Source organism: Nocardia sp. NPDC004573 (genome assembly GCF_053602135.1).
On the sequence record NZ_JBSGDA010000023.1, the window covers coordinates 15,701 to 30,155 of the forward strand.

The following is a 14,455-nucleotide window of genomic DNA, read 5'->3' on the forward strand; positions in this document are numbered from 1 at the left end:
ACTTGCAGGGGCCACGCCGGAGTCACGCCCTTCCCGTCCGGTGCAATCCCTCGGGTGGCGTAGGCAATGCCCTGGCATCAGGATCGAAGCCCGTACGCCTCAATCGACGGTCGTTCGGATTCCTTTTCATGCGATCGCGCCGAGCGCAGACAGAGGGTTGCGGGCCGCGGATGGAGAGCGGCGCAAACTCCGTATTGCGGGAATGACCCAGTCGCAACGAGGGCATCTCGGCGCCCGCGGATGCGTGGTCGATGCGAGAAGCGAGACCGGTCGGACTGTGATAAACGGCACAATGGCGGCGCTCGGTAGCGGCGTACGGCCGAGGGCGTCCGCTTCCGTAGCCGATTCGAATGTTTCTGTGGAAGCTGCTTCTGGCCGCAGCACTAGGAAGGCCGGTGCCGGCGACGATCTCGAGGTGCGGGCCGCGGCGGAGGAACTGCTGCGAATGATCGAGGAGCAGTCCCCGCGGCAGACCGGCCCGATGGGTGCGCGCCCGAGCCGGGTCGAGGCCGAGGGGAGATCGAGATAACGGGTCTCGCTGCGGCCGGTGGCAGCGGCGTGGACGCCACCGGCGTCGAAGCGGGCGGGTCGATCAGGATCAGCGGGGTGCGAGTCGGGAGGCCCGACGGTCACGCCCCTCCGTCGGCGCGGGAGATCCCCCGCCAGGACGCGTCACCCGATGAGCGAGGTGCCTCGGCTCATGCCCAGCGTTTCCTTATTCTTCCGCGAGCAGACTCCGAAGAACCGCCGTCCCGACACCCCTCGGCTCGCGCAATGGCGGAGCCGATTCACAGGAACGTCGCAGATAGGTGCGCCGCGAGGAGGCGACACACGCGGGCACCTGCGCGTTTCGTCGCATACCTTGCCCGGTGAGCGCGGCGGTGCGATCCGTCACGTGCAGCTAACGCTCCGTGCGCCGCGTCGATAGTCCCATTGCTGCGGGAATAACCCATACACTCGTGTAGATCACCGAGCGGCGAAGGTGTCGTATGAGGTGGATCACCAGGGCATCGATCGTCCAACAGATGCGTTTCGCATCACACCTACGGTGCCGTAAGGTATGGCCGCATCGGTATCGGTCTACCTTGGGATGACCTGCACGACCGGAAGCACACACTGAAGGGTTCATACATGGCAAGGGATCTGACTCAACTCGAGCTTCTGACGGAGTTGGAGCCGGTTGCCGAAGAAAACGTCAACCGGCACCTCTCCCTGGCAAAGGAATGGCATCCGCACGACTACGTCCCGTGGGACGACGGCCGCAATTTCGCGGCACTCGGCGGCGTGGATTGGGATCCGGAGCAGTCCCGGCTCAATGAGGTCGCGAAGGCGGCCATGATCACCAACCTGCTCACCGAGGACAACCTGCCCTCCTATCACCGCGAGATCGCCGAGAACTTCTCGCAGGACGGCGCATGGGGAACCTGGGTGGGCCGCTGGACCGCCGAGGAGAATCGCCACGGCATCGTGATGCGGGACTACCTGGTCGTCACCCGCGGCGTCGATCCGGTCGCACTCGAGGAAGCCCGCATGGTCCACATGACCAACGGTTTCGCTTCCCCTGCCGAAGCCGACGCGGGATTCCTGCATTCCGTCGCGTATGTCACCTTCCAGGAACTCGCCACCCGAGTCAGCCACCGCAACACCGGCAAGGTCTGTGACGATCCGATCGCCGACCGCATGCTGCAGCGCGTCGCCGCCGACGAGAACCTGCACATGATCTTCTACCGCAACATGTGCGGCGCCGCCCTGGATCTGGCCCCCGACCAGGCCATCGAGGCGATCACCCTGATCCTGGAGAACTTCCAGATGCCCGGCGCAGGCATGCCCAACTTCCGCCGCAACGGCGTGCTGATGGCCAAGCACGGCATCTACGACTTGCGCCAGCACCTCGAGGACGTCGTCCAGCCGGTGCTGAAGAAGTGGAACATCTTCGAACGCACGGACTTCACCGCCCGTGGCGAGGCGGTCCGCGAGCGCCTCGGGCTGTTCCTGGACAAGCTGAGCAAGGACGTCATCAAGTTCGAGGAGCAGCGCGACCGCATGCTCGCCCGCGAAGCCGCGAAGCGCGACCGCCAGATGGCGGGCAGCTCCGTAGGCTGACCGCAGCGACAGCACGCCGCCGTCCGGAACCGGACGGCGGCGACATGGAACGGACCGGTGAGACGCCCGCATCGCGACATGCGTACTGGGCGGACGACCCGATCCGGCCGACCTACGTGCGGAAATGAGACACTGGTCGGCGTGACGATGACTACCGAGGCGACGGCGGCACTGCGGATCGGGCCGTATCCGGTCGATCCGCCGGTCGTACTCGCGCCGATGGCGGGCATCACGAATCTGGCCTTCCGCAAGTTGTGCCGGGAATTCGGGAGCCCGACCTCTATCTACGTGTGCGAGATGATCACCGCGCGGGCGGTGGTCGAGCGTAACGAGAAGACGCTGCACATGATGTCCTTCGACGCCGACGAGCATCCCCGCTCGATGCAGCTCTACGGCGTGGACCCGGCCACACTCGGCGAAGCCGTGCGCATCATCGTCGGCGAGGGCTGGGCCGACCACATCGACCTCAACCTCGGCTGCCCCGTCCCCAAGGTCACCCGCCTCGGCGGCGGCGCCGCCCTGCCGTACAAGCGGACACTGTTCCGGCACATCGTGCGGGCCATGGTGAGCGCGGCGGAACCGGCGGCCGTCCCGGTCACCCTGAAGTTTCGTATCGGCATCGACGACGATCACCACACCTATCTGGACGCGGGACGCATCGCGGAAGCCGAAGGCGCGCGAGCGGTCGCGTTACACGCGCGCACGGCCGCGCAACGCTACTCCGGCGAAGCCGACTGGACCGCGATCGCCCGCCTCAAGGAGGCGGTCACCTCGATTCCGGTGCTCGGCAACGGCGACATCTTCTCCGCCGCCGACGCTGTCCGCATGATGGACGAGACCGGGTGCGACGGCGTGGTGGTCGGCCGCGGTTGCCTCGGCAAGCCGTGGCTGTTCGCCGAACTGCAGGCGGCGCTGCGCGGTGAGCCGCTGCCCGAGCCGCCCGATCTGGGCCGGGTGGGCGCGGTGCTGTACCGGCACGGCGCGCTGCTGTCCGAGCATGTCGGCGAGGAGAAGGCGATGCGCGATCTGCGCAAGCACATGGCCTGGTACCTGATGGGCTTCCCGGTGGGTTCCGATCTACGTCGAGCGTTCGCCACGGTGGGCAGCCTCGCGCAGCTGGAGGATCTCGTCGGCCAACTCGACCCAGCCGTTCCCTTCCCGAAGGACGCGGAGGGTCCGCGCGGCAGGCAGGGCTCGCCGGGCAAGGTCGCGCTGCCACACGGCTGGCTCGATGATCCGGATGATCCCGCGGTGCCGCGCGCGGCGGATGTGATGCACAGCGGAGGCTGATCGGGCAACCGCACAGCGAATCCAGAGCGCAACACCACTGTGACCTCTTCGATTCCGCACTGGAGTGGCCCCCCGTGGCGGAATCGTTATCATTGCGGAATCGGTGCCGCCGGTCGAGTGTGACCTGAGCGGGAAAGCAGGACGAAAAGCGAGGTTCGTTGGTGGGTGACGATCGGCACGGGCGTTCGCCACGGCCCGGAGGTCGCGCCCCGTGGGAGCGGTATCCCGCGGCGGACTCCCCCGACCGAGACGCCGCACGCACGTCTCGTCGTTCCCGCCATACCGACGCCGCTCCCGACCAGAGTTCCGCGCCCCTGACGGTGCAGGATCTCGTCCAGCGGGTCGACAACGAACGCACCGGCCGCCGCGGCCGCCGCGCGGAGCCGACCCCAGCGGACCCGGCCGCCGCGCCGAGTCGAGGGCGCCGTCCGGAACCCGGTCCGCCGGAACCCGCCAACGGCCGAGGGCGTCGAGCCGAGCCCGCCCCACCCGCCCCGGGCCCCCCGGCGAATCGGGGCCGCCGTCCCGAGCCCCTACCACCGCAGGCAGCCCCCCCGTCGGGACGAATCGACCGTGCCGAGGCACGGCAGGAAGCGCCCCGCAGGCCCGCCGACCCGGCCGCCGCCAACGGCCGCGGCGCCGCAGCCGGTCCCCGGCGCGCGCCGGACTCGCCGCCACGCCAGACGGGCAGTTCGCCCGTGGTCCAGGACATCACGGGCGCCACGCCGACCGCCCGCGCCGCGAGCCGCCGCCCCGCCGAGCGCCCGGCGCGCGTCGCTGCACCGGAACCGGAGCAGGCCGAAGAGGTCACCGATGTCATCGCTCCGGTCGACGAGCCCACGCGCGCCCTACGCAAGGGCGTGGGCTGGCCCACCAAGGACGGCAAGGACGGCAAGGACGGCAAGGACGGCAAGGACGGCAAACCCAAGCCCGTCGGCACCGCCCAGACCCGGCTGCAGGCGTCCCGGGAGCGCCGCAACAAGCGGCTGCGCGCCGCGGGCCGAGCCGGACTGTCCGTGAGCGCCGTGCTCGCGCTGCTGGTCACCGGCGGCGGCTGGAGCTACCTGCGGTCGACGACCGATAGCTTCACTCAAGTTTCCGCGTTGGACGACAATTCGGAAGACGTGATCGACTCCAACGCGCAGCTCGGCGACGAGAACTACCTGCTCGTCGGCACCGATACCCGCGCAGGGGCCAACGGCCAGCTCGGCGCGGGCACTTTGGACGACGCCGAAGGCTCCCGCGCCGACACCACCATGCTCGTACACATCCCGAAGGCTCGGAACCGGGTCGTGGTCGTGTCCTTCCCGCGCGACCTGGACGTAACCAGACCTCAGTGCAGCGGTTGGGACACCAGCGACGGCAACAACCCCGTGTACACCAAAGAAACCTTCCCGCCCGCGATGGGCGGCAAACTCAATGCCGTCTATGCCCTCGGCGGGCCGAAGTGTCTCGTATCTACGATCCAGCGGCTGACCGGTAGCTCGATCAACCATTTCATCGCCATCGACTTCGCCGGGTTCGAGGCGATGGTGAACCAGGTCGAAGGTGTCGAGGTGTGCGCCAGCAAGCCGATCGTCGACGAAGTCCTCGGCACCGTGCTCGCGCAGCCGGGCAAACAGCGCATCGACGGTGCGACCGCACTGAACTACGTGCGCGCCAGGCACGTCTACGGCGAAGAGCGCAGTGACTATGACCGCATCAACCGGCAGCAGCGCTTCCTGGCCTCGTTGCTACGCGGCGCGTTATCGAGCAGGGTGCTTTTCGATTTGGGCAAACTGAACGGCTTCATCGATGCGTTCCGCAAGCACACCCTGGTCGACCGCGTCGAATCCGCTGACTTGCTGATGCTGGGACGTTCGCTGCAGAAGGTCGATGCGGGAGCCGTCACCTTCATCACCGTCCCGACCGCGGGCACCGATTCATACGGCAACGAGATCCCCCGCGAATCCGACATCAAGGCGATCTTCAAGGCCATCCGCGACGACCAGCCGCTGCCGGGCGAGAAGCCGACCGTGCAAGCGAACGCACCTGCCCCGACTCAGTCCGCGCCGACACTTACCAAGTACAAGGCAGTGGATCCCTCCACCGTCTCGCTGCTGGTGTCCAACGGCTCCGGAATCGAAGGGCTGGCGCGCACGGCGGCCGCCAAGCTCGGCAACCAGGGCTTCACGATCTACAACACCGGAAACTACGCCAACGGCACCTCCGCCACGACGAAAGTCCGCTACGCCTCAGGTTTGGAGGCCGAGGCCGCGACCGTGGCGACATCGATTCCCGGCGCGACCATCGAGGCCGCCGAAGATCTCGGCGGCATCGTCGAGGTCGTCATCGGAGGCGACTCGAAGACCGGCGTCACCGTGAAGGCGCCGACGCCCGTCGGTGACGAGATCGGAGACATCGCGACGACCACCTCGACGGATTCAACGCCCGCCGTGCTGCCGTCGGACTTGGAACACCTCAACGCGGGCGAGGACATTTGCAAGTAGGCGACCGGGTGCACCGCGACCAGCACGTGGTCCGACCGAAGCCGAGTGCGTATCGAGTCACGTTCTACCGCAACAAAATTCAAGTGGTCTCTCGCTCAGTTGCTGCTAGTTTCGAGAACGTAACCATCGACATGGAGGGGTTTCAGTGGTACGCAAACTGATCTTCGTAGCAACCGCAACGGCGGCCGCCTTAGCATTATTCGCAGGTCCTGCCCAAGCAGACGGGTGGTGGCAGTACGACACGCCACAACAATGTGAGCGCAGCCGGCAGTGGTTTGTAGACCAGGGAGCCCGCGTAAGCGGGTGCGAGTCCGTCCGCAACGGCAATGGCGGCGTCGCCTACGGGTTTCACATTTACAGCTAGTTCGAGCTGAACTCCGAGGGTGACTGCGCTCACGCTCGGTCACCCTCGGAGTTCTCGGGGGAACCCGGTCACCCGACCTCAGATTGGAGCACATCAACGCCGCCGACAACCGCAAAGAGCACCGATCGGTCCATGAGGAAGTCACGGGCACTCCCGCCGGGAATCGCTCGCAGTGCGATGCAAGTCACATTTCTTCGCGCCCCGAGCCGTATAGAGCACGGACGACGACATGAGCCGAGCACGGTTTCCGCCTGGGGCAACACGCGCGCTAACTGTTCACACCGGTCATTCACTCCCTGTTCGTGACTTGGTCAGCGCGGCGAACTAGTGTCAGTTTCCATGCGTGTCATCTACAACGAGCAAATGGCCGAACTCGCCCACCTGCTGGGTGAGATGGCCGGCCTGGCCGGCTCGGCCATGGAGCGGGCGACTCAGGCCCTGCTCCAGGCGGACCTCGCGCTGGCGGAGCAGGTCATCAGCGAGTCCGACCGGATCGCGGAGCTGATCCAGGACGCCGAGGAGAAGGCCTTCGCCCTGCTCGCGCTGCAGGCGCCGGTCGCCGGTGATCTGCGGCAAGTGGTGAGCACGATCCAGATCGTCGCCGATGTGAACCGGATGGGCGCGCTCGCGCTGCACGTGGCAAAGGTCGCGCGCAGGCGTCATCCGAACCACGCGCTACCCGAGTCCGTCAACGGCTACTTCGCCGAGATGGGTCGCATCGCGGTGAACATGGGGGCCGGTGCGCGAGAGGTGCTGGAAACCCGCGACCCGGAGCGCGCGGCGCAGTTGAACGAGGACGACGAGGCGATGGATGATCTGCACCGCCACCTCTTCACACTACTCATGGACCGGGACTGGAAATACGGCGTCGCGGCTGCCGTCGATGTCACGCTGCTCGGTCGCTACTACGAACGCTTCGCCGACCATGCGGTCGAGATCGGCCGCCGGGTCATCTTCCTGGTCACCGGCGTTCTCCCGCCGGACCCGGATGCGGAAGGGTAACCGAAGGGCTTGTAAGGCTTGACCTTTCGCGGGCGGCGAATGATAGATTTGGCCGCACGGGGCGGGATTGCTCTGGTATAGCGTTACGCCGGAGGGGATCCGGTATGAAGGGGGGCGTTATGAACGTCGATCCAGCGGAGCTACGCGCGTTGGCCACGTCGATGGACAAAATCGGTGGTGCGATCGGGGTGTTGACCGTACGGGCCACGACCGATGCGCTCGGCGGTGTGCTACCGGGTTCGACGCTGAGCGAGGTCTGCTCGGCGGCGGGTTCGAATGTCGAGGACGCATGGCAGCGGATGGCCATGCGCTGCAAGCGCGTTTCGAACATCGCCAAAGGCGGCGCCGCGAACTACGAGGTATCCGACCTGGAGTTCCGCGACGGGCTCGACGCGATGGGCGCACATCTGTGAGGACGACGAGCACTACGCCCACCCTCAGTCAGGTGCGGTCGGAATGGCAGCCGTGGAAGTTGGGCGAAGCCGGAACCGAAATACGTTCGCGCAACAGCGAATTCGTCACTCTGATCGATGAAACGGTCACGCAGATCCGGGCGGCGGGCGCGCATTGGAGCGGCGATGCCTATTACGCCGCTTACGACCGGATCGCGGGCGATCGCGACGCGGCGAACAAAGTGGCGCTGGATACCGACGACCTCGCGCAAACCTTGATCGACAGCGGCACCAGTCTGGCCGGATTCCGTCAGGCTCTGCTGGACAAGGTCGACGAAGCCGTCACGGCCGGATTCACCGTCTCCGAGGACTGGCAGGTCACTCCCGGCCCGGACGTCTCGGATGACGACGGCGACACCCAGTACACCCACCAGACCGCCATCACCACCGCACTGAACGAGTTGCTCGGCACCCAATCCGACGTCGCGACCAAGATCGAACAAGCTGGCGCGAACGTCCGTACCCGCAGCGAACAACTCGGGGAGGGCGACCCGCTCGACGGCACACCGCAGACGGATCCGATGCTCGCGGTGTACAACCGGCAGTCCGACACCGGAGAGACCGGACAGGACCCGACCGATCCATCCACCACGCCCGCGGGCACGCCGCAGGCCAGCCCGATCGCAGGCCAGCAGCAGGCCGACCAGGACGGCACGGATCAGTCCACGAAGCAGGACGGAGCCGATCAGTCCACGAAGCAAGAGGGAGCCGATCAGTCCACGAAGCAAGAGGGCGCCGATCAGTCCGGGAAGAAGCCCGACGACGGTACGACCAACGGCACCGGGACGGGCGAGGACGGGACCACAACCGACCAGCCCGCGCAGATACCCGCTTCCACCGGCGCGGCCAGCGATCCGAATTCGTGGAAACCTTCGGATGTGACGGGCCTGATCAACGCAATCGGCTCCATCACCGGAAACATTCCCACGTTGATCGATTCCGTCGGCAAGCTGGACGACAATCTCGCCGACATCATCACAGCGGGCGGGGAGGCGGGTAAGGGCTTGATCGACTCCGCCGGTACGGCCGCGGAGAAGTTCGCGAATGCTGCCGATACGGTGATCACCAGTGTCGACCGTGCGGTCGACGGCACGCCCGCGGGTGCACCGTCTACCGGCGACCCGACCGAAACCGGCACACCGGCGGATACCCAACCGGGCGCCGATCCCGCGACGGGTCAATCCCCCACCGACCCGAACGCGAAATCGACCGAACAGAAGCCGGACAATTCGGCGGCGGACAATTCGGCAAGCACCGAAAACAAACCCGACAAGCCGAATTCGTCGCAGTCGGCGGATACCAAGCAAGAACCACCAGCACCCGTTCGGCAGGCGAGCTACGCCGATGTCGGCGCCGACAACCCGAGCAGCACTGTCGCGGCCGCGCCTGGTTCCCCATCGACCGCTCCGGCGAGCACCGGTCTCTTCGGTGCACCGGCGGCGAACAGACAATCGGATTCGGACCATACCCGCCGAGTGCAGGCAACGCCGACGCCGCTCTTCGAGACCCCATCCGGCGAATAGCCGACGAATTACCCGGCCGAATACTACGAAATCGGCCCCGACCGCTGGTGGGCGGGCGGGGCCGATCGTTGGACTGTTGCGTTACCGACGGCTTGCCAGTTATCGACGGCGTCGATTACAACCAATTCACCGGCGCACAGCCGGTCGGCAACCGGAATCAGCCGAAGCGGCCGGAGATGTAGTCCTCCGTGGCCTTCTGCGACGGGTTGGAGAAGATCTTCTCGGTGTCGTCGATCTCGATCAGCTTGCCCGGCTTGCCCTGGGCCTCCAGGTTGAAGAAGCCGGTCTGGTCACTCACGCGCGCGGCCTGCTGCATGTTGTGGGTGACGATGACGATGGTGAATTCCTTCTTCAGCTCGGTGATCAGATCCTCGATCGCCAGGGTCGAGATCGGGTCGAGCGCCGAGCAAGGCTCGTCCATGAGCAGCACGTCGGGCGACACGGCGATGGCGCGCGCGATGCACAGACGCTGCTGCTGGCCGCCGGACAGGCCACCGCCCGGCTTGTCCAAGCGGTCCTTGACCTCGTTCCACAGATTGGCGCCGCGCAGCGAGCGCTCGGCGACCTCGTCGAGCTCCTTCTTGTTGCGCACGCCCTGCAGCTTCAGGCCCGCGACGACGTTGTCCTTGATGGACATGGTGGGGAACGGGTTCGGCCGCTGGAAGACCATGCCGATCGTGCGGCGCACGCCCACCGGGTCGACCTGGGTGCCGTAGATGTCCTCGCCGTCCAGCAGGACCGCGCCCTCGACCCTGGCGTTCGGGGTTACCTCATGCATGCGGTTGAGCGAACGCAGGACGGTGGACTTGCCACAGCCCGAGGGACCGATGAAGGCGGTCACGCTGCGCGGCAGCACGGTCAGCGAGACATCGGACACGGCATGGAACTTGCCGTAGTAGATGTTCAGATCTTTGACGTCGATCCGCTTGGCCATTTTCGGTAATCCGTTCCGCTTCTATCGGTTCCGGGTGAGCAGGCGGTTGAGGACCGCAGCCGCCAGGTACAGGAGGGCGATGATGATGATGAGGGTCAAAGCCGCGCCCCACACCCGCTCGCGTCCGGCAGCTTCGGGGTTGGCCAGTTCCTGGTAGATCAACAGCGGCAGCGACGCCATGTTGCCGTCGAAGACGTTCATGTTGATCGACTTGCTGTAGCCGACGAGCACCAGCACAGGAGCTGTCTCGCCCATCACCCTGGCGATGGCGAGCAGGATGCCGCTGATCATGCCGGGCAGCGCGGTCGGCACCACGATCCGCACGATGGTCTTCCACTTCGGGATACCGAGCGCGTAGGACGCCTCGCGCAATTCGTCGGGCACCAGTTTGAGCATTTCCTCGGTGCTGCGGACGACCACCGGCAGCATCAGCAGCACCAATGCCAGCGACACCGCGAAAGAGCTCTGCGGGAAGCCGAGCGTCGCGATCCACAGCGCGAAGATGAACAACGCGGCGACGATCGACGGCACGCCGGCCAGGATGTCGACCATGAAGGTCGTGGTCTTGGCCAGCACGCCGCGGCCGTACTCGACCAGGTACACCGCCGCCATGATGCCGAGCGGAACGGCGATCACCGTCGCGACCAGCGACTGCACGATGGTGCCGTAGATGGCGTGGTAGACGCCGCCCGCGACCTGATTGGGCAGCACGCCCTTCAGCGAGTTCTGCCACCAGTCCGCCCGGACCACCGCGCTGAAGCCCTTGCTGATCACCATGAGCAGGACCCAGGCCAGCGGCACGAGCGCGACGCCGAACGCCAGCCAGACCAGGCCGGTCGCGACGTTGTTGCGCACCTTGCGCGACAAGCTCACATCTCGGAAGGTGGGCGGCTTGATCGGCCGATCCAGAGTCGAGGAGGTCATCACCCGTTCACCCTTCCGCCCGCGGCGAGTCGAGCCAGCGCGTTCACGACGAAGGTCAGCGCGAACAGCACGAAGCCTGCCGCGATGTAGGCGCCGGTCGGCAGCGGGGCGCTGAACTCCGCCGCGGCCGAGGCGATCTTGGAGGCGAAGGTGTAGCCGCCGTCGAACACCGACCACTGCCCCGGCTGGGCGGCCGTCTTCAGCACGATCAGCACGGCGATCGTCTCGCCGAGCGCGCGCCCGAGGCCGAGCATGGCGCCGGCGATCATGCCGCTGCGGCCGTACGGCAGCACCGTCATCCGCACGACTTCCCACTTCGTGGCGCCGAGCGCCTGTGCCGCCTCGATGTGAGCGCGCGGGGTGAGGTTGAACACCTCACGGCTGACCGACGTGATGATCGGCAGGATCATCACCGCGAGCACGACGCCCGCGGTGAAGATCGTGCCGCCGCTGGCCAGCGGGATGTTGCCGTCCGCGAAGAGGAACAGCCATCCCAGGTTGTCGTTCAGGAAGGTCTGGATCGGCTCCAATTGCGGAGCGAGAACCAGGATTCCCCACAGACCGAACACGATCGAGGGCACCGCCGCGAGCAGATCGACGAGCACCGAGAACGGCCGCGCCAGCGTCTTCGGCGCGTAGTGCGTCAGAAACAGCGCGATGCCGATGCCGATCGGAACGGCGAGCACCAGGGCGAAGATCGAACTCAGCACCGTGACCATGAACAGATCCCGGATGCCGAACCGGAGGTGGTTGGCGTCCGAGGTGTTGAAGTCGGTGCTGGTGAAAAAGTTCGACTCGTTCGCCAGCACCGACGGCACCGCCCGGATGAGCAGGAACAGCGCGATCAACGCGATGGCGGCGACGATGATCGCACCCGCTGTGGTCGCCAGCGAGCGGAAGACGATCTCCGCTCGCGGGCTGTGCGGGCGACCACTCTTCGTGGCCGGGTCGGTGCTCGGCTTGCTCGGCATGAGCGCAGTATCTCCGCCTGCTCGCAGGCCGGTCGAATCCGACTGGCCTGCGGCGGCAACCTCGTCGTGGACGGTCATGTGGGGGCTGCTATCAGGAGATGGCGTTGATGGCGGTGGTCAGCTTGGTCTTGAACTGCTCCGGGATCGGGATGTACCCGGCCTCGTCCAAGCCCTGCTGGCCGTTGGTGACCGCCGAGGTGAGGAAGGCCTTGACCGCCTTCGACGTCTCGGCGTCGGAGTACTTCGAGCACACGATCTCGTAGGTCGGCATCACGATCGGGTACGCGCCCGCGACCGACGGCTTGTAGAGCGAGGAGGTGTCGATGATCAGGTCGTTGCCCTGCCCGGAGATCTTCGCGGACTCGATCGCCTTGCCCGCCGACGCGACGCTCAGGGTGACCGGGTCCTTGCTCGCCGAGGTGATGATGCGAGCGATCGACAGGTTCTGCGCCTTCGCGAAGGACCACTCGTTGTAGGTGATCGAGTTCTTGGTGGTCTTCACCGCGGCCGAGGTGCCCTCGTTGCCCTTCGAGCCCGCGCCGACGCCGCCGTTGAAGGCCTTGCCCGCGCCCTTGCCCCAGGCGCCGTCGGAGGCGGAATCCAGGTAGAGCTGGAAGTTGTCGGTGGTGCCCGACTCGTCGCTGCGGAAGATCACCGCGATCGGCTCGGACGGCAGCTTGGCGTTCGGGTTCAGCGCCTTGATCTCCGGGGCGTCCCAGGTGGTCACGGCGCCGTTGAAGATCTTGGCGGCGGTCGGGCCGTCCAGCGCGAGATCGGTCACACCGTCGATGTTGTAGGTGATCGCGACCGGGCCGAACACCGTCGGCAGGTTCCACGCGGGCGAGGCGCAGCGGTCGGCGGCCTTCTTCGGCTCGTCCTTCTTCGCGCTCAGCGGCGAGTCGGAGCCACCGAAATCGGTCTGGGCGCCGATGAATTCGCTCACGCCTGCGCCCGAGCCGCTGGAGGTGTAGTTGAGCGTGGCGCCGTCGCAGTTCTTCTCGTACGCGGCGATGAAGCGCTCCATCGCGTTCTTCTGCGCGGAGGAACCGCTGGCCTTGAGGGCCTTCTTGCCGCCGCAGGCGACGTCGACCTTCGCCACATTGCCCGTGTCGGTAGAGGTGTTGTCGTCGCTGCCACAGGCGGCCAGCGTCATGGCGCCGACGGCCAGCACACCAACCAGGGCGCTGCTGCGCTTGAGATTCACTATTCCTCCGGAATGGCGTCCTACTCGTCCGGTCCCTCACCGGCCCGGACGGGTGCTGTGGTGCTGTTCGCGGGGAACTTGCGCACCAGGCAGCAGTGTGCTGCCCTCACCCAACCTAAAGTCACGTGGTTGACAGTTGGACCGACCTGAGTGAACGGAGAGTGAACAGCCCGGCGCGATTGCAGCCGGTGGATGTGACGTTTGCCGCAGTTTTACTCGCGCGCATCCGTTCTGCCGCCTGCTATTCAGCCTCCGCCGCGGCATAAGCGACGTCGACGTGCGCCGGAGCGAATCCGAGACGGGTATAAGTGCGCACCGCGGCGACATTGTCGGCCTCGGTGTAAAGCAACACCCCGGCCAACCCGCGGTCGCGCAGATGCCGCAACCCCGCCAGGGTGAGCAGCCGACCGAGTCCCCGGCCCTGCGCGGCCGGATCGATGCCGACCACGTAGACCTCGCCGACGGGCGGATTCTCCGCGTGATGCACCTTGGTCCAGTGGAATCCGAGCAGACGATCGGGAGCCACCGGGTCGAACGCCAGGAACAGGCCCGCCGGATCGAACCACGACTCGCCGCGACGGACTTCGATGTCGCGCTCGGTCCACCCGCCTTGCTCGGGATGCCAGGCGAAGGCGGCGCCGTTCACCCGCAACAGTTCCGCGTCGTCGGCGGGACCGGCGTAGTTGCGCAACACGAGGTCGTCCGGGACAACGAGCTCCGGTAGCGATGGAGTTGCCAGAGACCTCCGCATCTGCCACAACTCACGCGCCGTCCGCAGCCCGAGCCGGGCGGCGACCGCCTTGGCCGCCGGCCGGTCGCCGTGCGCCCAGACCCGTGCGCCCGGCCCGCCCTCGGCCAGGACCGCCGTGACCAGATCGGTACCCACGCCGTGCCCGCGCTGGACCGGATCGACGGCGACCTCGGCCATCGCCGGATGTTCGCCGTGCTCCGGTACTAGATTGGCGTAACCGGCGATCGCTCCGGCCCGCCAGGCGAGCAGGTGGCGCGCTCCGGTGTGGTCGCCCGACGTCAGCGACAGCACGGCTTGTTCCGAGACCGGGGCGACGCCGTCGGCCGCGGTCGCGCGCGCGAGCAGATCGGTGATCGCCTGCACCGTGTCCGCGTCGGGACGGTCGGTCCACTGTGTCGTCGCGCCGCTCATCGGCCTCCGTTCCTCGAGCCGGTAGACCCCGCGCGGG

11 protein-coding genes are annotated in these 14,455 nt (G+C 66.7%); 6 read left to right on the forward strand and 5 right to left on the reverse strand.

The features are described from left to right. The first annotated feature begins 1,131 nt into the window (after positions 1-1,131). From ACWEKR_RS27860 to ACWEKR_RS27885, 6 genes are all read left to right on the forward strand, one after another. A complete protein-coding gene (locus tag ACWEKR_RS27860) occupies positions 1,132-2,103 on the forward strand; it encodes an acyl-ACP desaturase (RefSeq protein WP_452356966.1) in 972 nt (323 codons plus the stop codon). A gap of 147 nt (positions 2,104-2,250) precedes the next feature. Further along, positions 2,251-3,393 (forward strand): tRNA dihydrouridine synthase DusB, encoded by a 1,143-nt coding sequence (dusB, locus tag ACWEKR_RS27865; RefSeq protein WP_452357037.1) that lies wholly within the window; start codon positions 2,251-2,253, stop codon positions 3,391-3,393. Positions 3,394-4,091: 698 nt separating this feature from the next. Continuing rightward, on the forward strand, positions 4,092-5,882 hold the full coding sequence (locus ACWEKR_RS27870; protein ID WP_452356967.1) for an LCP family protein: 1,791 nt from the start codon (positions 4,092-4,094) through the stop codon (positions 5,880-5,882). 703 nt (positions 5,883-6,585) lie between these two features. Further along, positions 6,586-7,248 carry a phosphate signaling complex protein PhoU gene (gene phoU, locus ACWEKR_RS27875; RefSeq protein ID WP_067795247.1) on the forward strand — a complete coding sequence of 221 codons (663 nt, stop codon included), beginning with the start codon at positions 6,586-6,588 and terminating at the stop codon, positions 7,246-7,248. A gap of 119 nt (positions 7,249-7,367) precedes the next feature. Continuing rightward, positions 7,368-7,661: a hypothetical protein gene (locus tag ACWEKR_RS27880; protein ID WP_452356968.1), complete on the forward strand. Its 294-nt coding sequence runs from the start codon at positions 7,368-7,370 to the stop codon at positions 7,659-7,661. A gap of 32 nt (positions 7,662-7,693) precedes the next feature. Further along, positions 7,694-9,223, forward strand: a complete 1,530-nt coding sequence (locus ACWEKR_RS27885) for a hypothetical protein (RefSeq protein WP_452356969.1) — start codon at positions 7,694-7,696, stop codon at positions 9,221-9,223. Positions 9,224-9,380: 157 nt separating this feature from the next. Here ACWEKR_RS27885 and pstB read toward each other — a convergent pair whose 3' ends face one another. From pstB to mshD, 5 genes are all read right to left on the reverse strand, one after another. Beyond that, positions 9,381-10,157 carry a phosphate ABC transporter ATP-binding protein PstB gene (gene pstB / locus ACWEKR_RS27890; protein ID WP_039795034.1) on the reverse strand — a complete coding sequence of 259 codons (777 nt, stop codon included), beginning with the start codon at positions 10,155-10,157 and terminating at the stop codon, positions 9,381-9,383. A 21-nt stretch (positions 10,158-10,178) separates the two neighbouring features. Further along, positions 10,179-11,081: a phosphate ABC transporter permease PstA gene (gene pstA, locus ACWEKR_RS27895; RefSeq protein WP_452356970.1), complete on the reverse strand. Its 903-nt coding sequence runs from the start codon at positions 11,079-11,081 to the stop codon at positions 10,179-10,181. Further along, positions 11,081-12,052 carry a phosphate ABC transporter permease subunit PstC gene (gene pstC / locus ACWEKR_RS27900; RefSeq protein ID WP_452356971.1) on the reverse strand — a complete coding sequence of 324 codons (972 nt, stop codon included), beginning with the start codon at positions 12,050-12,052 and terminating at the stop codon, positions 11,081-11,083. The genes pstA and pstC overlap by 1 nt, the downstream gene beginning before the upstream one ends. Before the next feature lie 91 nt (positions 12,053-12,143). After that, complete coding sequence (gene pstS, locus ACWEKR_RS27905; protein WP_452356972.1) at positions 12,144-13,256, reverse strand: phosphate ABC transporter substrate-binding protein PstS; 1,113 nt, start codon at positions 13,254-13,256, stop codon at positions 12,144-12,146. A 241-nt stretch (positions 13,257-13,497) separates the two neighbouring features. Continuing rightward, complete coding sequence (gene mshD / locus ACWEKR_RS27910) at positions 13,498-14,418, reverse strand: mycothiol synthase (protein WP_452356973.1); 921 nt, start codon at positions 14,416-14,418, stop codon at positions 13,498-13,500. Positions 14,419-14,455: the final 37 nt, after the last annotated feature.

Bases quoted from the DNA above. Each gene is read 5' to 3' on its own strand.
- pstB (WP_039795034.1), bottom strand. From the start codon at position 10,157: ATGGCCAAGCGGATCGACGTCAAAGATCTGAACATCTACTACGGCAAG.
- pstA (WP_452356970.1), bottom strand. From the start codon at position 11,081: ATGACCTCCTCGACTCTGGATCGGCCGATCAAGCCGCCCACCTTCCGA.
- ACWEKR_RS27860 (WP_452356966.1), top strand. From the start codon at position 1,132: ATGGCAAGGGATCTGACTCAACTCGAGCTTCTGACGGAGTTGGAGCCG.
- mshD (WP_452356973.1), bottom strand. From the start codon at position 14,418: ATGAGCGGCGCGACGACACAGTGGACCGACCGTCCCGACGCGGACACG.
- phoU (WP_067795247.1), top strand. From the start codon at position 6,586: ATGCGTGTCATCTACAACGAGCAAATGGCCGAACTCGCCCACCTGCTG.
- dusB (WP_452357037.1), top strand. From the start codon at position 2,251: ATGACTACCGAGGCGACGGCGGCACTGCGGATCGGGCCGTATCCGGTC.
- ACWEKR_RS27880 (WP_452356968.1), top strand. From the start codon at position 7,368: ATGAACGTCGATCCAGCGGAGCTACGCGCGTTGGCCACGTCGATGGAC.
- pstC (WP_452356971.1), bottom strand. From the start codon at position 12,052: ATGCCGAGCAAGCCGAGCACCGACCCGGCCACGAAGAGTGGTCGCCCG.